The organism is Klebsiella sp. BDA134-6 (assembly GCF_015601345.1).
In the GTDB taxonomy this organism is placed as follows: Bacteria; Pseudomonadota; Gammaproteobacteria; order Enterobacterales; family Enterobacteriaceae; genus Klebsiella; species Klebsiella grimontii.
This window is the reverse complement of sequence record NZ_CP064784.1, coordinates 5405290-5427310: the sequence shown is the minus strand read 5'-3', so window position 1 is coordinate 5427310 and position 22021 is coordinate 5405290. Positions and strand designations below refer to the sequence as shown.

Annotated in this window: 23 protein-coding genes; 14 read left to right on the top strand and 9 right to left on the bottom strand. The window is 55.2% G+C overall.

The genetic code is table 11. The features are described from left to right. Positions 1-62: 62 nt before the first annotated feature. Positions 63-1385, top strand: a complete 1323-nt coding sequence (locus IYV58_RS25275; protein WP_004125993.1) for a cytosine deaminase — start codon at positions 63-65, stop codon at positions 1383-1385. On the opposite strand, the gene tsgA is transcribed toward IYV58_RS25275, so the two are convergent. Then, positions 1382-2566: an MFS transporter TsgA gene (tsgA, locus tag IYV58_RS25270; RefSeq protein WP_049114521.1), complete on the bottom strand. Its 1185-nt coding sequence runs from the start codon at positions 2564-2566 to the stop codon at positions 1382-1384. The two genes, IYV58_RS25275 and tsgA, sit on opposite strands and share 4 nt — an antisense overlap. A 277-nt stretch (positions 2567-2843) precedes the next feature. Here tsgA and ppiA point away from each other — a divergent pair, with 277 nt between their 5' ends. The 5 genes from ppiA to argD all read left to right on the top strand — a co-directional run bounded on the left by ppiA (position 2844) and on the right by argD (position 6185). Further along, a complete protein-coding gene (ppiA, locus tag IYV58_RS25265) occupies positions 2844-3413 on the top strand; it encodes a peptidylprolyl isomerase A (RefSeq protein ID WP_004125987.1) in 570 nt (189 codons plus the stop codon). 107 nt (positions 3414-3520) lie between these two features. After that, positions 3521-3688 carry a YhfG family protein gene (locus tag IYV58_RS25260; protein WP_065366150.1) on the top strand — a complete coding sequence of 56 codons (168 nt, stop codon included), beginning with the start codon at positions 3521-3523 and terminating at the stop codon, positions 3686-3688. Then, the gene (locus IYV58_RS25255; RefSeq protein WP_049114520.1) at positions 3678-4280 is read left to right on the top strand and encodes a putative adenosine monophosphate-protein transferase Fic; all 603 of its coding nucleotides are present in this window, start codon (positions 3678-3680) and stop codon (positions 4278-4280) included. Before IYV58_RS25260 ends, IYV58_RS25255 begins: the two co-directional genes overlap by 11 nt. A 31-nt stretch (positions 4281-4311) precedes the next feature. Continuing rightward, the gene (gene pabA / locus IYV58_RS25250; protein ID WP_004125978.1) at positions 4312-4875 is read left to right on the top strand and encodes an aminodeoxychorismate synthase component 2; all 564 of its coding nucleotides are present in this window, start codon (positions 4312-4314) and stop codon (positions 4873-4875) included. Between the two features lie 89 nt (positions 4876-4964). Further along, the gene (gene argD, locus IYV58_RS25245) at positions 4965-6185 is read left to right on the top strand and encodes a bifunctional acetylornithine/succinyldiaminopimelate transaminase (protein WP_004138387.1); all 1221 of its coding nucleotides are present in this window, start codon (positions 4965-4967) and stop codon (positions 6183-6185) included. Here argD and IYV58_RS25240 read toward each other — a convergent pair. Together IYV58_RS25240 and crp are read right to left on the bottom strand one after the other, a co-directional pair. Continuing rightward, complete coding sequence (locus IYV58_RS25240) at positions 6175-8253, bottom strand: YccS/YhfK family putative transporter (protein ID WP_195729313.1); 2079 nt, start codon at positions 8251-8253, stop codon at positions 6175-6177. The genes argD and IYV58_RS25240 overlap by 11 nt on opposite strands. 51 nt (positions 8254-8304) lie before the next feature. Next, a complete protein-coding gene (gene crp / locus IYV58_RS25235; protein ID WP_000242758.1) occupies positions 8305-8937 on the bottom strand; it encodes a cAMP-activated global transcriptional regulator CRP in 633 nt (210 codons plus the stop codon). A 304-nt stretch (positions 8938-9241) separates the two neighbouring features. Between crp and IYV58_RS25230 the strand changes: the two genes are divergently transcribed. Next, the gene (locus tag IYV58_RS25230; RefSeq protein ID WP_004106401.1) at positions 9242-9646 is read left to right on the top strand and encodes an OsmC family protein; all 405 of its coding nucleotides are present in this window, start codon (positions 9242-9244) and stop codon (positions 9644-9646) included. 46 nt (positions 9647-9692) lie between these two features. On the opposite strand, the gene IYV58_RS25225 is transcribed toward IYV58_RS25230, so the two are convergent. From IYV58_RS25225 to IYV58_RS25210, 4 genes are all read right to left on the bottom strand, one after another. Further along, a complete protein-coding gene (locus tag IYV58_RS25225; protein ID WP_004138395.1) occupies positions 9693-10562 on the bottom strand; it encodes a phosphoribulokinase in 870 nt (289 codons plus the stop codon). Positions 10563-10597: 35 nt separating this feature from the next. Then, positions 10598-10816: a YheU family protein gene (locus IYV58_RS25220; protein ID WP_004125965.1), complete on the bottom strand. Its 219-nt coding sequence runs from the start codon at positions 10814-10816 to the stop codon at positions 10598-10600. Continuing rightward, positions 10813-11772, bottom strand: coding sequence for a hydrolase (locus IYV58_RS25215; protein ID WP_229295910.1), 960 nt, complete (start codon positions 11770-11772; stop codon positions 10813-10815). The genes IYV58_RS25220 and IYV58_RS25215 overlap by 4 nt, the downstream gene beginning before the upstream one ends. 144 nt (positions 11773-11916) lie before the next feature. Then, positions 11917-12636, bottom strand: coding sequence for an NUDIX hydrolase (locus tag IYV58_RS25210; RefSeq protein ID WP_195729312.1), 720 nt, complete (start codon positions 12634-12636; stop codon positions 11917-11919). Positions 12637-12832: 196 nt separating this feature from the next. On the opposite strand from IYV58_RS25210, the gene prs reads away from it, so the two are divergent. Then, a complete protein-coding gene (gene prs / locus IYV58_RS25205) occupies positions 12833-13702 on the top strand; it encodes a ribose-phosphate diphosphokinase (protein ID WP_142481438.1) in 870 nt (289 codons plus the stop codon). Positions 13703-13706: 4 nt separating this feature from the next. Then, a complete protein-coding gene (locus IYV58_RS25200) occupies positions 13707-15197 on the top strand; it encodes a nicotinate phosphoribosyltransferase (protein WP_142445877.1) in 1491 nt (496 codons plus the stop codon). 61 nt (positions 15198-15258) lie between these two features. Here the strand turns inward: IYV58_RS25200 and IYV58_RS25195 are convergent, their stop codons facing one another. Then, complete coding sequence (locus tag IYV58_RS25195) at positions 15259-17163, bottom strand: ABC transporter ATP-binding protein (RefSeq protein WP_004125957.1); 1905 nt, start codon at positions 17161-17163, stop codon at positions 15259-15261. Positions 17164-17338: 175 nt separating this feature from the next. Here IYV58_RS25195 and kefG point away from each other — a divergent pair, with 175 nt between their 5' ends. The 4 genes from kefG (at position 17339) to slyD (ending at position 20585) form a co-directional block, all read left to right on the top strand. Continuing rightward, on the top strand, positions 17339-17899 hold the full coding sequence (kefG, locus tag IYV58_RS25190; protein WP_004125956.1) for a glutathione-regulated potassium-efflux system ancillary protein KefG: 561 nt from the start codon (positions 17339-17341) through the stop codon (positions 17897-17899). Further along, positions 17886-19691: a glutathione-regulated potassium-efflux system protein KefB gene (gene kefB, locus IYV58_RS25185; RefSeq protein ID WP_004125954.1), complete on the top strand. Its 1806-nt coding sequence runs from the start codon at positions 17886-17888 to the stop codon at positions 19689-19691. Before kefG ends, kefB begins: the two co-directional genes overlap by 14 nt. Positions 19692-19702: 11 nt before the next feature. Then, the gene (locus IYV58_RS25180) at positions 19703-19903 is read left to right on the top strand and encodes a YheV family putative zinc ribbon protein (RefSeq protein ID WP_004106389.1); all 201 of its coding nucleotides are present in this window, start codon (positions 19703-19705) and stop codon (positions 19901-19903) included. A 94-nt stretch (positions 19904-19997) separates the two neighbouring features. Further along, a complete protein-coding gene (gene slyD / locus IYV58_RS25175) occupies positions 19998-20585 on the top strand; it encodes a peptidylprolyl isomerase (protein ID WP_004125951.1) in 588 nt (195 codons plus the stop codon). Positions 20586-20644: 59 nt separating this feature from the next. On the opposite strand, the gene IYV58_RS25170 is transcribed toward slyD, so the two are convergent. Continuing rightward, positions 20645-20863 carry a protein SlyX gene (locus IYV58_RS25170; protein ID WP_004106384.1) on the bottom strand — a complete coding sequence of 73 codons (219 nt, stop codon included), beginning with the start codon at positions 20861-20863 and terminating at the stop codon, positions 20645-20647. Positions 20864-21085: 222 nt separating this feature from the next. Here IYV58_RS25170 and fkpA point away from each other — a divergent pair, with 222 nt between their 5' ends. Next, positions 21086-21904: an FKBP-type peptidyl-prolyl cis-trans isomerase gene (gene fkpA / locus IYV58_RS25165; protein ID WP_004125943.1), complete on the top strand. Its 819-nt coding sequence runs from the start codon at positions 21086-21088 to the stop codon at positions 21902-21904. Positions 21905-22021 lie beyond the last annotated feature (117 nt).

The window sequence follows — 22021 nt, the reverse complement described above, 5'->3', positions numbered from 1 at the left end:
TGGCAGCGGAGACCCACGGCGGGTTGAGTAAAACTTCAGCAACAATTACGGGAGTCATCGATATGACAGCAGCGCCGCTTTGGTTAATTGAGAACGTTCGTCTGCCCGATCGCGAAGGGTTATGGCAGATAGCGATAGACAAGGGGCGCTTCGGGAATATCACCCCTATGGGCGAGGCGCGCAATGAGAGTTATGAAGTGCTGAATGCGCGCGGCGGGCTGGCCATTCCTCCGTTTATTGAGCCGCATATACACCTCGATACCACCCAAACCGCCGGAGAGCCGAACTGGAATCAGTCCGGAACCCTGTTTGAAGGGATTGAGCGTTGGGCGGAGCGGAAGGCGTTATTGAGCCATGAGGATGTTAAAGCCCGCGCGTGGAAGACGCTGAAGTGGCAGATCGCCAACGGCATCCAGTTTGTACGTACCCACGTTGATGTTTCCGACCCTACGCTGACCGCGCTCAAAGCCATGCTGGAGGTCAAACAGGAGGTTGCGCCGTGGGTAGAGCTGCAGATTGTCGCCTTCCCACAAGAGGGTATTTTATCCTATCCCAATGGTGAGGCTCTGCTGGAAGAGGCGCTGCGTCTGGGTGCCGACGTGGTGGGCGCGATTCCGCATTTTGAATTTACGCGCGAATATGGCGTGGAATCCCTGCACATCGCTTTCCGTCTGGCGAAAAAGTATCAGCGGCCTCTGGATATCCACTGTGATGAAATCGATGATGAACAGTCGCGGTTCGTTGAAACCGTGGCGGCCCTGGCGTTAAAAGAGGGCATCGGCCCGCGAGTGACCGCCAGCCATACCACCGCGATGCACTCCTACAATGGCGCGTATACGTCGCGTCTTTTTCGTTTGCTGAAGCTGTCGGGCATTAACTTCGTCGCTAACCCACTGGTCAATATTCACCTCCAGGGACGCTTTGACGACTATCCGAAGCGCCGCGGCATCACGCGCGTGAAGGAGCTGATGGCGGCGGGTATTAACGTCTGCTTTGGCCATGACGATGTATTTGACCCCTGGTATCCACTGGGGACAGGCAATATGCTGCAGGTGCTGCATATGGGGCTGCATGTTTGCCAGATGATGGGCTATCAGCAGATTAATGATGGACTGAAGCTGGTGACGGAAAACAGCGCGCGAACGTTTGGTCTGAGCGATTATGGTATTGCGAAGGGGAACCCGGCGAATCTGGTGATTCTGCCCGCGGAAAACGGGTTTGAGGCCGTGCGCTGTCAGGTACCGGTGCGCTGGTCAATTCGTCAGGGGAGAGTGATTGCAACGACGCAGCTGGCGCAGACCTGGGTACAGACGGACAGGGGCGGGGAAGAGTTGTTCTTTACTCGAAATAGCCCCTTTGCCGGAACAAAGGGGCCTGAGGCTTAGTGGGATTCCGCTGCCGCGTTGTTCTGACGGTGGCGGGAGACAAAGCCGAGGATCAGACACATCACAAATACCACCGCGTAGAGAACGTTAGCGGTATGCAGCGCCGCCAGCGGGCCGCTGGCGGCAACAATAGGACCGGTAACCACGAAGGTCAGCATGGTGCCTACCGTGCCGCAGGTGAGAATGAAGTTCACCAGCTTCGGCGATGACACTTTGGTCTGCAGCGAGCCCAGGGTGATGATCGACGTATAAATAGCGCTGGAGAAGAAGCCGAGGGTCAGGATAAACCACGGCATATGCTCCGGCGAACCGTTGATAAACAGATACATCAGTACCGTCGCTACGCCTGCCAGCACGGTCAGAATACGCTGCAGGTCGAAGAAGCGCAGAATAAAGCTGAATGACCACATGCCGATCATGTACGACATCCAGAAATCACTCACCAGTTTACCTGCATCACCAAGACTCATGCCCAGGCCTTTGGCGTATTCCGGTACCCAGGAGATGAAGCCCAGCTGGCCGAGGATATAGCACAGCGCGGCGATGGAGAGGAACAGCACGCCGATACCCCATTTCTCTTTCACTACCGGCTGGCTATCCTGCAGGGCTTTTTTGCCTAATACCGGGAATTCACAGCCGAAAGTCAGCACGAAAATCGCGACGTAGACCAGGCCGATGCAGGCATATACCCAGTACCACTCGATGCTGCGCGCCAGCAGATAAGCGGCCAGCATTGGAAAAATCATCCCCGCCATGCTGAAGAAGGAGTCGGTGAACAGCAGACGCGCCCCGCGCTGACGACCTTCATACATATGGGTGATCAGGAAGGTACCAATCGACATGGTAATCCCGCTGACCAGGCCAAGCACGAACATCGAAGCGGAAAACAGCGCCAGGCTGTGGCTGAACATTAAACCCGCGACGGCCAGAACCATCAGGATAAAGCCAAAACGCAGCTGGGTTTTCAGCGGAACAATTTCCATCAGCCAGGCGTTCAGGAAGATAGAGATCAGGATACCGGCATTAAGGAAGGTAAAGGTGTTGCTCATACTGGAAACAGGCAGATGAAAATAATCTGCGATGTTTCCCATCACCATCCCGGTGACAATCACCAACGCGCCGGTCAGGGCGTAGGAGAAAAAGCTGATCCATGTGAGCTTGATACGGTTGCTGTTAGTCATGACTGGCCTGTGAATAGAAATGTAAAGCGCGTTGACTCTGCGCCGGGCGGACAGATTTTATGCGTTAGTGTGATTCAAGCAAACTTTTATTATGAGAATTAGATGTTTTTGCAATTATTAATGTGACTGAATTCACATTTATTTATTTGGCGGATCAATAGACGCATCGTTACAAGTGTTTCAGCTAAGTAAAATTAGGTAAAAGGCTGGCCCAGGATGCAAAGGCTCTTTAGAATCAAAGCACTCGGTTTTTATTCTGCTCCGTTAAGGAATTTCCATGCTCAAATCAACTCTCGCGGCGGTGGCTGCCGTTTTCGCCATTTCAGCATTCTCCCCGGCCATGGCGGCAAAAGGGGATCCCCATGTGTTGCTGACCACGTCTGCGGGCAATATTGAGCTTGAGCTGAATAGCCAGAAAGCACCGATCTCGGTGGATAACTTCCTCAAGTATGTGAACAGCGGCTTTTATAACAACACCACTTTTCACCGCGTGATCCCGGGCTTTATGGTGCAGGGCGGCGGCTTTAACGAGCAGATGCAGCAGAAGCAGCCTAATCCGCCGATTAAAAACGAAGCCGACAACGGCCTGCGCAACACGCGTGGCACTATCGCCATGGCGCGTACTGCCGATCAGGACAGCGCCACCAGCCAGTTCTTTATCAATATTGCGGATAACGCCTTCCTCGATCATGGCCAGCGCGATTTCGGCTATGCGGTGTTTGGTAAAGTCGTCAAAGGCATGGACGTGGCGGATAAGATTTCTCAGGTGCCGACCCATAACGTTGGGCCGTATCAGAATGTACCGTCGAAACCTGTCGTGATCCTTTCAGCTAAAGTGCTGCCGTAACCCTATTTGCGCGGGTAACCCTTCCCCGCGCATTCCCCGCTTCCCTGCGAAATCGTTTTTTGCCGCTTATACTTGTGGCAACCGCGGACGCGTCAGGGAGGTGTTAAATGAAAAAGCTCACCGAAAAACAGAAATCCCGTCTCTGGGAGGCTCGACGTAACATGAATTTTCAGGCCAGCCGACGGCTGGAAGGCGTCGATATTCCGCTGATAACCCTTACCCCCGAAGAAGCCCTGGCGCGTATTGCGGCGTTAAGGAGTCACTATGAGCGATAAATTCGGCGAGGGGCGGGACCCCTATCTCTACCCCGGTCTTAAGGTGATGCGCAACCGCCTGGGTATTCGCCAGGCTCAGCGACTTGAACAGGCGGCGTGGGAGCTGACCGCATTACGCGCGGCAACCATTGAACTCGGGCCGTTGGTGCGGGGATTGCCTCATCTCTGCGCTATTCATCGCCAGCTTTATCAGGATGTTTTTGACTGGGCGGGGCAACTGCGTGAAGTGGATATCTATCAGGGCGACACCCGTTTCTGCCATTTCGCCTATATCGAAAAAGAGGGAAACGCGCTGCTTCAGGATCTTGAAGAGGAAAGTTATCTGGTGGGGCTCGCGCTGGATAAATTCATTGAACGTCTTGCTCATTACTACTGCGAAATAAATGTCCTGCATCCTTTCCGTCTCGGTAACGGCATGGCGCAACGCATTTTCTTTGAGCAGCTGGCTATTCATGCGGGCTATACGCTGGATTGGCGCGATATTGCGGTCGATGCGTGGAACCAGGCCAACCAGAGCGGAGCGATGGGCGACCTTTCTCCACTGCGGACGATATTTCGCAAAGTGGTAAGCGAAGCCGTGGAAACTGAGTAGAATAGCGCGGTTCTTTGTTCCCGGAGCCGCTATGATCCTGCTTATCGATAACTACGATTCTTTCACCTGGAATTTGTATCAGTATTTCTGCGAGCTTGGCGCGGAAGTTCTGGTCAGGCGTAATGACGAGCTGACGTTAGCGGATATCATTGCCCTGGCGCCAGCGAAAATCGTTATCTCGCCGGGCCCCTGCACGCCCGATGAGTCAGGGATTTCGCTGGCGGTGATTCGCCACTTTTCCGGTAAGACGCCGATCTTAGGCGTTTGCCTCGGCCATCAGGCGATTGCCCAGGTTTTCGGCGCCGCTATCGTACGAGCCGCCAAAGTGATGCACGGGAAAACGTCCCCCATCAGCCATACCGGTCAAGGGGTGTTCCTTGGACTGAATAATCCGCTTACCGTAACCCGCTACCACTCCCTGCTGATTGACCCGCTAACGCTGCCTGAATGCTTTGAGGTGACCGCCCGCAGCGAAGAGGGGGAGATCATGGGCATTCGCCACCGCGTGTACGATCTCGAGGGTGTGCAGTTTCATCCGGAGAGTATTCTCAGCGAGCAGGGACACCAGCTGCTGGCAAACTTCCTCAATCGTTGATTTGTAGTTGCCATGAGTTGATTTTTTATGCATATTTTGTGATTAGATTATCATAATCATTGCTGCATAACGTAAAGGATGGGCACCACATGGCAACTGAACAACCGGCAATCACCCGCGCTACATTCGATGAAGTCATTTTGCCGATTTATGCACCGGCAGAATTTATTCCGGTGAAGGGCAAGGGGAGCCGAGTATGGGATCAGCAGGGTAAAGAGTACGTTGATTTCGCCGGCGGTATTGCCGTGACCGCGCTCGGTCATTGTCATCCGGCGCTGGTGGCGGCACTGCATGAGCAGGGTGAAAAACTGTGGCATACCAGCAACGTTTTTACCAACGAACCGGCCCTGCGACTCGGGCGAAAGCTGGTGGATGCGACTTTTGCCGATCGCGTCGTGTTTATGAACTCCGGAACGGAAGCCAACGAAACGGCTTTCAAGCTGGCGCGCCACTACACCGTGACTCGCCATAGCCCGTACAAAACCAAAATCATCGCTTTCCATAATGCGTTTCACGGTCGCTCGCTTTTCACCGTTTCCGTCGGCGGTCAGCCGAAATATTCCGACGGGTTTGGGCCTAAACCGGCCGATATCGTTCACGTGCCGTTTAACGATTTACACGCGGTGAAAGCCGTGATGGACGATCATACCTGCGCGGTGGTGGTCGAGCCGATTCAGGGTGAAGGCGGAGTGACGGCGGCGACGCCGGAATTCCTGCAAGGATTGCGCGATCTCTGCGACCAGCACCAGGCATTGCTGGTGTTTGATGAAGTGCAGTGCGGTATGGGGCGCACAGGCTCGCTGTTTGCCTATATGCACTACGGCGTGACGCCGGATATTCTGACCAGCGCCAAGGCGCTTGGTGGCGGCTTCCCTATCAGCGCGATGCTGACCACCCATGATATCGCCAGCGCTTTCCACGCGGGTTCCCATGGTTCGACCTACGGCGGAAACCCGCTAGCCTGCGCGGTCGGCGGGGCGGCCTTCGATCTGATTAACACGCCGGAAGTGCTTGACGGCGTCACTGCGAAGCGTGAGCTGTTTGTTCAGCACCTTCAGCAAATTGACGCGCGGTTCGATCTGTTCAGTGATATTCGCGGCATGGGTCTGCTGATCGGCGCCGAGCTGAAGCCGCAGTATCACGGGAAGGCGCGCGATTTCTTGTATGCAGCCGCAGAGGCGGGCGTCATGGTGCTCAATGCCGGACCGGACGTGATGCGCTTCGTACCGTCGCTGGTGATTGATGATAGCGATATTGCTGAAGGCATGGCGCGCTTTGCCCAGGCGGTTGAGCGGGTGCTTAGCGCTTAGTGGCGCGCAGCCAGATGCCATGATGCGGACGCTGACGCCATGCCACCGATGAAATGGTGTGCATGGTGTTCAGATGCCCGAGGATGCGCTGCAAATGCTGCTCCATCGTACTGAGCGGGCCGCGAGGGACATCCGCATCCTGCGCCTCCATAATATTCACATCCCCCGCGCTGCCCGGCCCGTCGGAATCCAGCCGCTGCTGGCAGCGCTGGAGCGCAATCTCGCAGGATTCCAGATAACGCTGCGCCAGATCCGGTGTCAGCATATTGTGCTCGCGCGCCAGAGTGGTCATCGCGTTAATATGCTCGACAATAAACTGGCTGTGGGTCACCCACAGCTTCATGTCTTCCAGATAGTGAGAGTTAAAGCCGGGCTCCTGCATCGCCTGATTTAGCGAGTTAAACAGCGCGTTATGCGCCTGATTGACGCGCATTCTCTGATAGGCCAGCGCCGGGGCCTGATGGTCGGCGCTGAGGATCAGCCTGATGGCCTCCTGATCGGCTTCCAGCGCGTCGTGGGCATTTTTGCGCAGCAGCCCGCTTTGCCACTGCGGCCATAGCCAGACCATCCCGCCGAAAGCAATCAGGCAGCCAATCAGGGTATCGATTAGCCTGGCGACGATAAACTGCTCGCCGTTCAGGGTAAGTAGCTGCAGGGTATACACCGCCGTCACGGTAAATCCGACCATCGCCCAGCCGTAGTGCTTGCGGATAATCAGATAGCTTAACAGCGTGATAAATAGCATCGCGGTCAGCGTATAGCCTTCAGGAACGTGAAAGTGCAGCGTGAGCCCGGCAATGACCAGTCCCGCAATGGTTCCGGCAGCCCGATGGACGATACGTACCCGCGTCGCGCCGTAGCCGTTTTGTGTCACGAACAGCACGGTCATCAGGATCCAGTAGGGCTTAGGCAGATGCAGCGCGCTGCCCATCAGGCTAGCGGCGCTCAGCATCACGCTGATACGCGCGGCATTACGTAACGCTGGCGACTTAAGCGACAGATAGTTTTTCAACGCGGGTAGCAGCGGCAGGCGGCGGGTTTTATCCGCCATCAGGTTACGCGCGTATAGCGGGCGCTGGGTGCGCAGAACTCTGGCAATGCGGCTGAAGTGCCAGGCGCAGAACTGGCCGACAGGATTATCCGGATGCTGCCAGGCGATTTTTTCCAGCGCGCCGATCTGTTTGTCCATCTGAAAGCGCCGGGGATAACGGTGGTAGAGCAGATCGTCCGCCAGCTCTCGCAGGCGGGCGGCAACGGTTTGCGCGTTCCAGCGAATCACCGCTTCCGCGTGGCTGCGCTCCACCAGCTTCTGCACCTCTTCCGGCTGATGAAGGCTGACGGAAATATGCTCCTGAAGGTCCAGTCCAACCTGGAAAGCGCGCAGCAGGCGTTTATGATCGCTGCGCTGGTTAGCCGCCAGCATATGCATTTGCTGATAGCACTGGGTAATCAGATCCACCACCTTTTGCTGGCGGTTAAGCAGCGGCGGCAGCGATGTGGCGGGATCCGTATGCTGGGTAAGCAGACTGTATTTGGCCTCGCAGTAGTTGGCGAGCTCCCGGTAGAGCAGGCTTAATGATTCACGCAGCGGCTGTTCGCGCCAGAGCCAAAACCAGAACCAGTTAAACACGCCATACCATAAGGTGCCGAGGGCGTAGATTAACAGCGGCTCCCAGATCGGCATGTTGCCAGCGAGACTGAGGGTAAAAATAGCCGCGATAAGCGAGGCGGGCAGCAGCCGCGCGTGCAGGGAGCTGATTTCAGCGGTGACGCCGAGGATCAGCGCCAGACCGGTGAGGATCAGCGGCAAAGGGATATCTCGCTGCAGAAGGAGCTGAACGATCAGGCTACTGCCGGCGAAAAGGCTGCCGCCGATAATTAGCCGTTTAAAGAAACGTTTATGCGGCGTATCCAGCCCGGCAACGTTGCAGCAGGCGGGAACAAGAGAAAACAGCAACCCCTGCTGGAGATGACCGAACAGAAGCCCAATCGCAACCGGCAGGCACAACACCAGCGTTTGCCGCAGTGCATAGTTGACTTCCGGGTGGTAAATCAGCCTGCGCCACATGAGGGGAAAACAAAAACGGCGTATCGTCAGGCAATACGCCGTTTTACCGACTTAACGGGTACCGTAGACGACGATAGTTTTACCGTGCGCGGAGATCAGGTTTTGATCTTCCAGCATTTTCAGGATACGGCCAACGGTCTCGCGGGAGCATCCGACGATCTGACCGATTTCCTGGCGGGTAATTTTAATTTGCATACCGTCCGGGTGGGTCATCGCATCCGGCTGTTTAGCCAGGTTCAGCAGCGTCTGAGCGATACGACCGGTAACGTCGAGGAAGGCGAGGTTACCCACTTTCTCAGACGTGACCTGCAGACGACGAGCCATCTGCGAAGAGAGACGCATCAGGATGTCCGGGTTAACCTGGATCAGCTGACGGAATTTTTTGTAGGAGATTTCGGCCACTTCACATGCGGTTTTCGCACGTACCCAAGCGCTACGCTCCTGGCCTTCTTCAAACAAGCCTAATTCACCGATGAAATCGCCCTGATTGAGGTAAGAGAGGATCATCTCTTTACCTTCTTCATCCTTGATGAGTACAGCCACGGAGCCTTTAACGATGTAGTACAACGTTTCTGCTTTCTCACCCTGGTGGATCAGCGTGCTCTTTGATGGGTACTTATGAATGTGGCAATGAGACAAGAACCATTCAAGGGTAGGGTCTGTTTGCGGTTTGCCAAGCACCATGCGCGGTTATCCTCTGTTATAAGCTATCTCCGGGTGCCGACACTACACGGCATCCGGGCATGCAATCGTATTGAATCCCTATACCTGGGAATCCGGCTGAAAGTTTTCTGCAGCCTGTAATGTGAACTCCTCTGCATACATGCAGTACATCAATGTATTACTGTAGCATCCAGATTGTTTTAGCATAGCTTTCGCTGCATGTCTCCTGGTGTCTCGCTTCAGCATGACCCAGGTCGCCTTCCGTTGCGAGAATTGTTATGTACGCGTAATCTGTCGGGAAAATTACAGCCCTGGAGTTAAAATTATGCAAGCGCGAGTGAAATGGGTTGAAGGGTTAACCTTCATCGGTGAGTCGGCTTCTGGTCACCAGATTCTGATGGACGGAAATTCCGGGGATAAAGCGCCCAGCCCAATGGAAATGGTCCTGATGGCGGCAGGCGGATGCAGCGCGATCGATGTGGTTTCCATATTGCAGAAGGGCCGTCATAACGTCACCAACTGCGAAGTCAAGCTGACCTCGGAGCGCCGCGAAGAGGCGCCACGTCTGTTTACCCATATCAATCTGCATTTTATCGTGACCGGTAAAGAACTAAAGGACGCTGCGGTGTCTCGCGCGGTCGATCTGTCGGCGGAAAAGTATTGTTCCGTCGCGCTGATGCTTGAGAAAGCGGTAAACATTACCCACTCTTATGAAGTAATCGAAGGGTAAGCCGAACGGGCCCCGGCCGGCAATTGCGTCACCGGGGTTTTGACCGTTAGCTTATTTTCCTGCCTTCCATCAGGCGCTCAACCAGCGGCGCCATGATCAGCTCCATCGCCAGCCCCATTTTCCCGCCCGGCACCACCAACGTATTCATATGCGAGATAAACGAGCCCTGCAGCATCGCCAAAAGCCAGGGGAAATCGATATTTTTTAGATTGCGGAAATGGATAACGACAAAGCTTTCATCCAGCGAAGGGATGGCTTTCGCCGCAAAAGGGTTGGACGTATCCACCGTTGGTACGCGCTGGAAGTTGAGGTGGGTGCGCGAAAACTGCGGCGTGATAAAGTTGATGTAGTCTTCCATCGAACGGACCACTGAATCCATCACCGCCTCACGAGAGTGCCCGCGTTCGCTGGTGTCGCGGATAAGCTTCTGGATCCACTCAAGATTGACGATGGGCACCACGCCGACCAGCAGATCGACATGGTTTGCTACGTTATGCTGCGGCGTCACCACGCCGCCGTGCAGGCCTTCATAAAACAGGACATCAGTCGGCTCGGGCAGCGGCTGCCAAGGCGTGAAGGTCCCCGGAACCTGATTCCACGGCACGGCCTCGTCATAGGTATGTAAATACTTACGCGACTGGCCTTTACCGCTTTGCCCATATTCGGCGAACGTATGTTCCAGCAGGCCGAAGTCGTTAGCCTCGGGGCCAAAGTAGCTGATATGTTTGCCCTGATCGCGTGCTTTACGGATCGCCATGTCCATTTCCGGACGGGTATAGCGGTGAAAGCTATCGCCTTCAACTTCGGCGGCGTGCAGATTAAGCTGGGCGAATATTTTGCGAAAGGCGAGGCTGGTGGTCGTGGTTCCCGCGCCGCTGGAGCCCGTGACGGCAATCACCGGATGTTTGGCAGACATAACAACTCCCAGAGTAAACGATAGTGTGTGCCGCCTTAGCCGTGAAACTGCTTGCGGGGCATAATGTTCACCGTCTCGTGCAGTTCTGACCACACCAGCACGGCTTCTCCGCTTTTCAACTGCTGTTTAACATCCGCGACTTTATCAGTCAGCGAACGTTCATGTTCACCATAATCGGTGCCTTCACGTAATACAAAACTTTCGATCAGGTTATCCAGCGTTTCGGGATCAAGATCTTGCCAGGGAATGATCATATTTGCGCTCCTAACCAACGGGTTAGCCAATCCGGAATTCGTTTTTCAAGCCACATTTCTGGCTTACGCAGCGTGCCGCCGACGAAACCAACGTGCCCGCCGTGCTCCGTGAGCTGATATTCGACATTCGCCGGCAGCTGCTCCTGGGGGGGAATCGAATGGTGATCCATAAAGGGATCGTCCTTCGCGTGAATAATCAGCGTTGGCTTAGTGATATCGCTTAAGCGCGGCATGGCGCTACACTGGCGATAATAGTCCAGCGCATCGGCAAAGCCGTGGATCCTTGCCGTGATGCTATCGTCAAATTCGCGAATACGGCGCATGCTTTTTAGCTGGCGTAAATCGACGGGCAGAGAGCCGGGATAGGCTTTTAGCTTACGCGCGGCGTTGGCTTTCAGCAGGTTGAGCAGGTAGCGCTGATAAACGCGGGAGAAACCTTTGTCCATATGATAGCTACAGGCCTCCAGCATAAACGGAGCCGAGACGATAACCGCGGCATCAACGGGAATAGCGTCGCCCTCTTTTGCCAGCAGGCAGCCCAGCATATTGCCCCCGAGCGAATATCCCACCGCGGCGGTGGGGGCGGTGCCGTACTCGCGCTGGAGCCAGCGCAGAAACCAGGAGCCATCCTCCGTTTCGCCCGAGTGGTAGATGCGGTTATTCCTATTGGGTTCGCCGCTGCAGCCGCGAAAATGCATCACCACGCCCAGCCAGCCGCGCTGCATTGCCGCATGGATAAGTCCGTGGGCGTAAGGGCTGTGTAGGCTCCCCTCCAGGCCGTGAAATACCACCAGACGAGGTTTATGGCGCGCCTGAGAAGGGTCTTCACTCCAGGCCAGATCGATAAAGTCGCCGTCCGGCAATTCAAGGCGCTGCCAGTGGGGAGTAAAACGGAGTTTGCGACGGATTAGCCGCGGCAACATGGTTTGCAAATGACGATTGCCTACGCCGCGCATCGGATGAAACTGCTGCGAGTCGTCTTCATGGGGCGTCATTTCTGTAGGAGTGATATCAACCATAGCACCAGAGCAATAAATAATCTTTATAACATACTATACCGCGCATGAAGTGCGCAGGTTAGCCCATATGTGGCCTTGCGGCTAATTGGTCAGCAGGTTACGTGAAAAGAGATGAAAATCGACGCCGGGTTTACGCCGCCATAGCCGCGCTTTCCGCGCACCGGTTGCCGCTGTTTCACCGGTCTCTTCAAACATTCCGGAAGCTTCGAAGCGGCGAATCAGGCTTTTGCGTTGAATCGGCTGACCAAGGATGATTTCCGTGGCTTCCAGCAGCTGACCATGGGTAAAGGTCTCCGGCAGACAGTAAACCGGCAGTAAAGAGTACATCGTTTTTTGGCGTAAGCGATGCAGACCGGCGTCGATGATCTTTTGATGATCGAAAGCCAGCGAATAGCTATCCAGCTGCGCTACCGGCACCCAGCGGGCATCGCTGACGCTGGCGATATGCGGCTGACAATCTACCCACGAGATTAACGCAAACCAGGCGATAGTCAGGCTCCAGCCGCGCGGATCGCGATCCGGCCCGGAAAAGGTGTCGAGTTGCTCCAGCCATGGCGGTGAAATCCCGGTTTTTTCCGTGAGCTTACGTAGCGCCGTGGCGCGGGTTGAATCATCGTGCGCCTGGTCGATAAACCCGCCGGGTAGCCCCCAGGCCCCCTGCTGCGGCGGATTAGCGCGCTCAACCAGCAGAACGCACAGCGCCCCTTCATGCAGGGTAAACAGGACGCTATCGACGGTCACCAGCGGCGAGGGAAAGCGGCTGGCATCGTATTGGCTGAGGTATTCGGCATCGGTGGTCATAGAGCGCTCGTAGCGTAAAAGAACGCTGACAAGTGTACCAGCCCCTACCTGAGCAGCAAGTCTCTATTTTTATTATTATTTTTCAATTGGTTAATCCATTTTTCCGCTTAAGTGACATTTAACGCTTGCACTATATGTGTCTTAGGGACATTATTGATTGTGTCTTAGGGACACAATTTAATGAGTAGAGGTCATCATGAGCGAAAAATTTACCCTGGAATTGGATGATGAGGCGTTTACGCTTGCCAGCGGCGCCTTTCCCGATGGCGCTGTGTGGCTGAAGGTAACCGCTCAATTACCGCCTTCCGCCCGTTTGATGCGCATCCGGGCGGTTGCTCTGCGCGACATGAACGATTTTATGCTGCTGGCGCAGCTGGTGGAGGCCGTGCGTCATGTTACCGACGTGGCGTTTAGCCATCTGGAACTGCCGTGGCTGCCGTGGGCGCGTCAGGATCGTCATATGGTGCCGGGAGACAGCTTTGCGCTGAAGGTCTTCGCCCGGCAGCTTAATACCCTTGGCTTTGACAAAGTCGTGGTGCTTGACCCACACAGCGATGCCGCCGCGGCGGCAGTCAATAATATGGTCGCGGTGGCACAACAGCGCTGTCTTCTGCAGAGCGCCGGTCTGCGTCAGGCTATTGCTGCCGGGGAGCTGATGCTGGTGGCGCCGGACGCCGGCGCGCTCAAGAAGATTCACCCTGTGGCTAAAGCCTGCGGTGCCGGAGAGTTCGCGATCCTCGGTAAAGAGCGTGACCTTGCCAGCGGCGCGTTAACCGGATTTTCCCTGTTGGCCGGAAATGTAGCGGGGAAAGCAGCGCTTATTGTTGACGACCTGTGCGACGCTGGCGGCACCTTTATCGGCTCGGCGAAGGTGCTGCGCGAGGCGGGCGCCCGCAGCGTGAGTCTGTATGTCACCCACGGTATTTTTTCCAAAGGCGTAGAGCATCTATTGAATAACGGCATCGATGCCGTTTACACCACCACCTCTTTGACTTCTCCTGCCCTGACTCATCCGCAGCTGGAGCTTATCGATATTGACGCCATCTACCGCGCACATTGGGGATAACATGATGAAAATAAATCCGATTCTGGCTATTGATGGTTATAAAGTTTCCCATCGCGTGCAGTATCCGCAGGGGACTACGAAGGTCTACTCAAACTTTACTCCGCGCAGCGATCGTTTTTTCCAGTCGCCGCAGGCCGACGGCAAGCTGGTATTTTTCGGCCTGCAGGGCTTTCTGCAGTGGTTCCTGGTCGATCTGTTTAACGAGGCGTTTTTCGCCCGCCCGGAAGAGGAGGTCGTCAACGAGTATAAGCAGGTGATGGACGGCTATCTGGGGCGCGATACAGTTGGGGTGGAGCCTATTCGTGCTCTGCATCGGCTTGGCTATTTACCATTGCATATCAAAGCGCTGGATGAAGGCACCAAGGTGCCGATGAAAGTACCGGTGCTGACCATCACCAATACGCAACCTGAGTTCTTCTGGCTGGTAAACTATCTGGAAACGGTGCTTTCGGCGGAGCTGTGGAAAGCGTCAACCAACGCAACCATCGCCCACCACTATCGCCTGATTTGCGAACGCTGGGCGGAGAAAACCTGTAGCGATCTGACGCACCTTGATTTCCAATGTCACGACTTTTCGTTTCGGGGAATGTCCGGGCTGCACGACACTGCGCAGTCGGGCTGCGGACATCTGGCCAGTTTCAAAGGTACCGATAGCCTGCCTTCGCTGCTGTATGCCCGTGATTATTACACTCGCGGTGACGATGAGCTCATCGGCGCCAGCATTCCGGCCACGGAACACAGCGTAATGTGTATGGGCGAGCGCGAGCGGGAAATTGAAACCTTTCGCCGGCTGATTACCGAAGTCCACCCGCAGGGTTTCGTCTCTATCGTCTCGGATACCTGGGACTACTGGCAGGTGCTGACCGAATACACCCGCGAGCTGAAGGCGATAATTATGCAGCGTCAGGGGCGAGTCGTATTCCGTCCGGACAGCGGCGATCCGGTGGCGATTCTGTGCGGCACCGCAGCTGACAATGACACCAGCAGCGAGCGCAGCGCCGAGGAGAAAGGCTCCGTAGAGGTTCTGTGGGAAATCTTCGGCGGTACGATTAACGAAAAAGGGTATAAGGTGCTGGATCCGCATGTCGGCCTGATTTACGGCGATTCCATTACCCTTGCCAGAGCGGATGAGATCCTGCGCCGTCTGGAAGCGAAAGGTTTTGCCAGCGCTAATGTGGTATTTGGCGTGGGTTCCTTTACCTACCAGTACAACACCCGAGATACCTTCGGCTTCGCGATGAAAGCGACCTGGGGGGAGGTGAACGGCGAGGGAAGAGCCCTCTTTAAGGAGCCGAAAACCGATAATGGCCTCAAACGCTCAGCGCGCGGTCTGCTGTGCGTGGAACGCGACGCCTTGGGGGAACTGCAGCTGTACGATGGGCAAACGCTGGAACAGGAGCAGCAGGGCGAGTTAAAAACGCGCTTTCTGGATGGCAAGCTGTACGGCTATGCCTCGCTGTCGCAGATCCGCGCCCGGCTGGCGGCGCAGCGTTAAGCGGCTGTGAGAGGGATTAAAAAAGGCGGGCGTTCCCGCCTTTTGGTACTGCATCATGCCGTTAGCCTTCCTGGAGCATCTGTTCCAGCTGTTCCTGGGCATCCAGCCAGGCCATCTCACACTCTTCCAGCCCGGACTTCGCGCTAGCCTGCTGCTGTAAACACGCGGTGAGTTCCGCTTTGCGGCTTTGATCGTACAATTCGCTGTCGCCCAGCTTCTCTTCCGCCTGCGCCAGCTGCGCGTTGAACTTCTCCATCTCTTTTTCCAGGCGGGCAATCTCTTTGCGCAGCGGTTGGGTTTGCGTACGCAGCTCGGCTTCCCGGCGTTTCTGATCTTTACGCGCCTGGGCGCTGTTGCCGTTTTCCTTCGGCTCTTCTGAGGCTTGGTTTTCCTGCTTTTGCGTGTCGCTCAGCCACTGCTGGTAGTCTTCAAGATCGCCGTCGAAAGGTTCGACTTTGCTATCGTGCACCAGATAAAGGTCGTCGGTGGTGGAGCGAATCAGATGGCGGTCGTGCGAAACCACCACCAGCGCGCCTTCAAAATCGATTAACGCTTCGGTTAGCGCCTGACGCATATCGAGATCGAGGTGGTTGGTGGGTTCATCAAGCAGCAGCAGATTTGGCCGTTGCCAGACGATTAACGCCAGCACCAGGCGCGCTTTCTCGCCGCCGGAGAAACGCTGCGTCTGTTCGTTGACCTTATCGCTTTGGAAGCCGAAACCGCCCAGGTAGTCGCGCAGTTTCTGCTCTAACTCCTGCGGCGCGAGGCGGGCAAGATGCTGCAGCGGGGATTCATCCGCGCGCAGGAATTCCAGCTGATGCTGAGCGAAGTAGCCAAGCTTGATGCCTTTCGCCAGACCAATTTCACCCTGCAGCGGCTGTAGCTCACCGGCCAGCAGTTTAATCAGCGTTGATTTACCGGCGCCGTTGCGCCCCAGCAGACCGATGCGCGAACCGGGCACCAGATTCAGCTTGATTGAGTCTAAAATCACGCGCTCGCCATAGCCGGCGCTAACCTTTTCCATCTTCAGCAGCGGATTGGGCAGGCTTTCCGGCGCGCGGAAGCTAAAGTGGAACGGGTTATCCACGTGGGCAGGCGCGATGAGCTCCATGCGCTCGAGCATTTTGATACGGCTTTGCGCCTGTTTAGCTTTGGTGGCTTTAGCGCGAAAACGGTCGATGTAGCTCTGCAAATGCGCGACGCGCAGCTGCTGGCTTTCGTACATCGACTGTTGCTGCGAAAGACGGGTCGCGCGCTGCACTTCAAATGAGCTGTAGTTGCCGGTGTACTCGAACATCGTTTGCTGTTCGATATGGATAATTTTGTCGACGATCGGATCGAGAAAGTCGCGATCGTGGGAGATCAGAATCAGGGTTCCCGGGTAGCCTTTGAGCCACTTCTCCAGCCAGATAACCGCGTCGAGATCGAGGTGGTTAGTCGGTTCATCAAGCAGCAGCAGATCGGAACGGCAAATCAGCGCCTGAGCGAGGTTAAGGCGCATACGCCAGCCGCCGGAAAAGTCGCTCACTGGTCTTTCAAGCTGTTCGTTGCTGAAACCGAGCCCGTGGAGCAGGCTGGCCGCGCGTGAGCGGATGGTCCAGGCGTCGATAGCGTCCAGCTTACCGTGTACCGTCGCGATGGCGTGACCGTCATTGCGTTCGTTGGCCGCGTGCAGATCCGCCTCCAGCTTGCGGAATTCGCGATCGCCATCAATAACATAGTCAATAGCCGGCTGCGCAAGCGCAGGTGTTTCCTGGTTAACCCAGGCCAGCTGCCAGCTGCCGGGGAAGGTCATCGAGCCGCCATCGGCGCTAATCTCGTTTTTCAAAAGCGAAAGCAGCGTGGATTTACCGCAGCCGTTTTTACCCACCAGGCCGACTTTTTGCCCTGGGTTGATGGTAGCGGTGGCGTTGTCCAGCAGGACGCGTACGCCGCGACGAATTTGTAAGGAGGAGAAAACAATCATAAGGCGCCGTATGTTCTGACTATGTTAATTTGTCATTATGATAATGTAGTGTGGAGCGAATCGCTCAACCGGGCCGCAATGGTAGCCCAAAATGAAGATGATACACAAAGTCATTCTGGTTGCGTCGGGACGCAGCCGCTGCACAGGCCGCCAGAAGACGTTCGGGAGGGGAAAGATGTCTCAGACAGCGAAAGTTTTGCTGCTGTATGCCCACCCAGAATCTCAGGATTCCGTGGCCAACCGGGTTTTGCTTGAACCGGCCTTACAGTTGTCGAATGTGACCGTGCACGATCTCTACGCGCACTATCCGGATTTTTTTATCGATATCGCCTGTGAGCAGGATCTCCTGCGCCAGCATGAGGTGATTGTTTTCCAGCATCCGCTCTATACCTGGAGCTGCCCGGCGCTGATGAAAGAGTGGCTGGACAGGGTGCTCAGCCGCGGCTTTGCCAGCGGGGCGGGAGGGAATCAGCTGGCGGGAAAGTACTGGCGTAGCGTCATTACCACCGGTGAGCCGGAGAGCGCCTACCGGCGCGATGCCCATCGTTATCCGATGAATGACATTCTCCGTCCTTTTGAATTGACTGCCGGCATGTGCCGTATGCACTGGATGAGCCCGATTATCGTCTACTGGGCGCGTCGGCAATCTCCCGAAGACCTGAAAAGCCGCGCTCGCGCCTACCGCGATTGGCTGGCTAATCCTGTAATGGCTGGAGGTCCAAATGGCGGGAGCTGATTTACTGCTGGCCGGGGTGTTATTTCTGTTTGCCGCGGTGGTGGCGGTACCGCTGGCGGCGAGGCTGGGTATTGGCGCCGTGCTGGGGTATCTGCTGGCCGGTATCGCCATCGGCCCCTGGGGATTAGGGTTCATCAGCGATGTTGATGAAATTCTTCACTTCTCAGAATTAGGCGTCGTCTTTCTGATGTTTATCATCGGACTGGAGTTGAATCCGTCCAAACTGTGGCGGCTGAGAAGCTCAATTTTCGGCGTCGGGGCCGCTCAGGTCGCCTTTAGCGCGCTCATTCTTGGCGGTTTGCTTATGCTGAGCGACTTCTCATGGCGCGCTGCGGTGGTCGGCGGGATTGGGCTGGCGATGTCTTCCACTGCGATGGCGCTGCAGCTGATGCGTGAGAAGGGCATGAGCCGCAGCGAGTCTGGACAGCTGGGTTTCTCGGTATTGCTGTTTCAGGATCTGGCCGTGATTCCGGCTCTGGCGCTGGTTCCATTGCTTGCGGGTTCTGGTGACGACCATTTTAACTGGCTCACCATAGGGATGAAGGTACTGGCCTTCGGCGGAATGCTGGTTGGCGGTCGTTATCTGCTAAGGCCGGTATTTCGTTTTATCGCCGGATCCGGCGTGCGGGAAGTCTTCACCGCTGCAACGCTACTGCTGGTGCTCGGATCGGCTTTGTTTATGGATGCGCTCGGTTTGTCAATGGCGCTCGGGACCTTTATCGCCGGCGTTCTGCTGGCCGAGAGTGAGTATCGCCACGAGCTGGAAATCGCCATTGATCCATTTAAAGGACTTCTCCTTGGGTTGTTCTTTATTTCCGTTGGCATGGCGCTGAATCTTGGGGTGCTTTATACCCATTTGCTGTGGGTTGTGGTCAGCGTCGCAGTGCTGGTGACGGTAAAAGGTCTTGTCCTGTATCTTCTGGCGCGGGTATACGGTTTGCGCAGTTCAGAGCGGGTGCAGTTTGCCGGCGTGCTGAGCCAGGGAGGGGAGTTCGCCTTTGTGCTTTTTTCACTACCCGCTTCGCTTCGTCTGTTTCAAAACGATCAGATGGCCCTGCTGCTGGTGACGGTGACGTTGTCGATGATGACCACGCCGCTGTTGATGACGCTAATCGATAAAGTGCTTTCGCGGCGATTGAATCAACCCGAAGAAGAGGGTGAGGCGCCGTGGGTTGAAGATGACAAACCGCAGGTCATTATCGTAGGGTTTGGGCGTTTCGGCCAGGTGATTGGCCGTCTGCTGATGGCGAACAAAATGCGCATCACGGTACTGGAGCGAGATATCAGCGCGGTCAATCTGATGCGTAAATATGGCTATAAAGTCTATTTTGGCGATGCGACGCAGCTGGAGCTCCTGCGCTCGGCGGGCGCCGAAGACGCGCAGTCGATCGTTATCACCTGTAACGAGCCGGAAGATACCATGAAGCTGGTGGAGATGTGTCAACAACACTTTCCACATCTGCACATTCTGGCGCGAGCGCGGGGACGCGTTGAGGCCCATGAGCTGTTGCAGGCGGGAGTGGCGCAATTTTCTCGCGAAACCTTCTCCAGCGCGCTGGAGCTGGGACGAAAAGCGCTGATCTCACTCGGTATGCATCCCCATCAGGCGCAGCGCGCTCAGCTCCACTTTCGGCGTCTTGATATGCGGATGCTGCGCGAGTTAATGCCGGTGCATAGTGATACCCTGCAGATATCCCGCGTGCGGGAAGCCAGACGCGAGCTGGAGGAGATCTTTCAGCGTGAGATGCAAAAAGAGAGCAGGCAGTTAGATGGCTGGGATGAATTTGAATAAAGGTAAATGATATGGCTGTGCGTAAACGTTTTATTGCCGGTGCGAAATGTCCGGCGTGCCAGGCTCAGGATTCACTGGCGATGTGGCGTGAGAATAATGTCGATATTGTTGAGTGCGTTAAGTGCGGGCATCAGATGCGTGAGGCGGATAAAGAGGTCCGCGAGCATGTTCGCAAAGAAGAGCAAGTGATAGGCATTTTTCATCCGGACTAGCGTTATCTATCGGCTTTTTTTAAGCTAGAGGGTACACGGCTGCAGAATTCCGCTACAATCTGCGCCACTATTCTTCCCATGCTCAGGAGATATCATGAAAGTAGCAAAAGACCTGGTGGTCAGCCTGGCCTATCAGGTACGTACAGAAGACGGTGTGTTGGTTGATGAGTCTCCGGTAAGCGCGCCGCTTGACTACCTGCATGGTCACGGTTCCCTGATTTCCGGCCTGGAAAACGCGCTGGACGGCCACGATGTAGGCGACAAATTTGACGTCGAAGTCGGCGCTAATGACGCGTACGGTCAGTACGACGAAAACCTGGTTCAGCGCGTGCCTAAAGACGTATTTATGGGCGTTGATGAGCTGCAGGTTGGCATGCGCTTCCTGGCGGAAACCGATCAGGGTCCGGTACCGGTAGAAATTACCGAAGTGGGTGACGAACACGTTGTTGTTGACGGTAACCACATGCTGGCTGGTCAGAATCTGAAGTTCAACGTTGAAGTTGTCGCAATTCGCGAAGCAACGGCGGAAGAGCTGGAGCATGGTCATGTACACGGTGCTCACGGCCACGATCATGGCCACGACCACGATCATGACGGTTGCTGCGGCGGTCACGGCCATGACCATGGCCACGAACACGGCAAAGGCGGTTGCGGCGGTAACGGCGGCTGTGGTTGTCATTAATTCCGCTACGCTCGCGTTGCGGAATAGAAAAAAGCGGGGAGACCCGCTTTTTTTACGTCTTAATAATGCGGAGGAGGCGTTTCTTCCGCCTGTGAAGCCATGTGTGATGGCTGAGTCGCTTTCAATTTTTCCACCATCAGGCGCATATGTTCGCGCATCCTTGCCATTTCTATCTCGTGGGCGGTGACGGTTTTGTTGAGGTCTTCAATAGTGATTTCCTGAAACGCTAGCCTGCTCTCCAGCTCCGCAAGGCGAGTCTCTAAAGTGCTATCGTGCATGAGTAACCTCTTCTGTCTTATCCTGCGGGCGGATTCTACTGAAGTTTCAGCATCCGTGCAGCATCGTTACGTCTGACGGGAAACTAATTTATACAAAAATAGTCTTAAATGAGGCGATATTCAGGTACGTCTGTATGTTGATTTGTTCTGCAACGTTCTATAGTACGTTTTTTGTTTTTTACGATAACCCTGGGGTGAGATGCCCCGGCCCTGGAGAAATGGATGAAATCACTGTTTAAAGTAACGCTGCTGGCGACCACAATGGCCGTCGCCCTGAATGCACCGCTGAGCTTCGCTGCTGAGACGACAGCGAAAGCGGCACCCGCAACGGACAGCAAATCGGCATTCAAAAATGACGATCAGAAATCTGCTTATGCGCTGGGTGCATCGCTGGGACGTTACATGGAAAACTCCCTGAAAGAACAAGAAAAACTGGGCATCAAATTAGATAAAGATCAGCTGATCGCCGGTGTTCAGGACGCTTTTGCTGATAAGAGCAAACTGTCCGATCAGGAGATCGAACAGACTCTGCAGACGTTTGAAACCCGTGTAAAAACGGCTGCTCAGCAGAAAATGGAAAAAGACGCCTCTGAGAATGAAGCGAAAGGCAAAGCTTACCGTGACGCCTTCGCGAAAGAGAAAGGCGTGAAAACCTCTAAATCTGGCCTGCTGTACAAAGTTGAGAAAGCCGGTACCGGTGAAGCGCCGAAAGACAGCGATACCGTTGTGGTTAACTACAAAGGTACGCTTATCGACGGTAAAGAGTTTGATAACTCCTACACCCGCGGCGAGCCGCTTTCCTTCCGCCTGGACGGCGTGATCCCGGGCTGGACCGAAGGCCTGAAGAACATCAAGAAAGGCGGTAAAATCCAGCTGGTCATTCCACCGGATCTGGCTTACGGCAAAACCGGCGTACCGGGTATCCCGGCGAACTCTACTCTGGTATTTGATGTAGAGCTGCTGGATATTAAACCGGCCCCGAAAGCGGATGCCAAGCCTGAAGCAGCCGCTGAAGCCCCTGCCGCTGACGCTAAGAAGTAATCGGTTTTAAGCCGCCGCCTCCAGAGGCGGCGGCTTTTTTATTGCGGGCAGATATAATTAAAACTGGAAAGAACCTCAGGCGCTGTATTACTTTAGATAGATTAATAATGATGATGA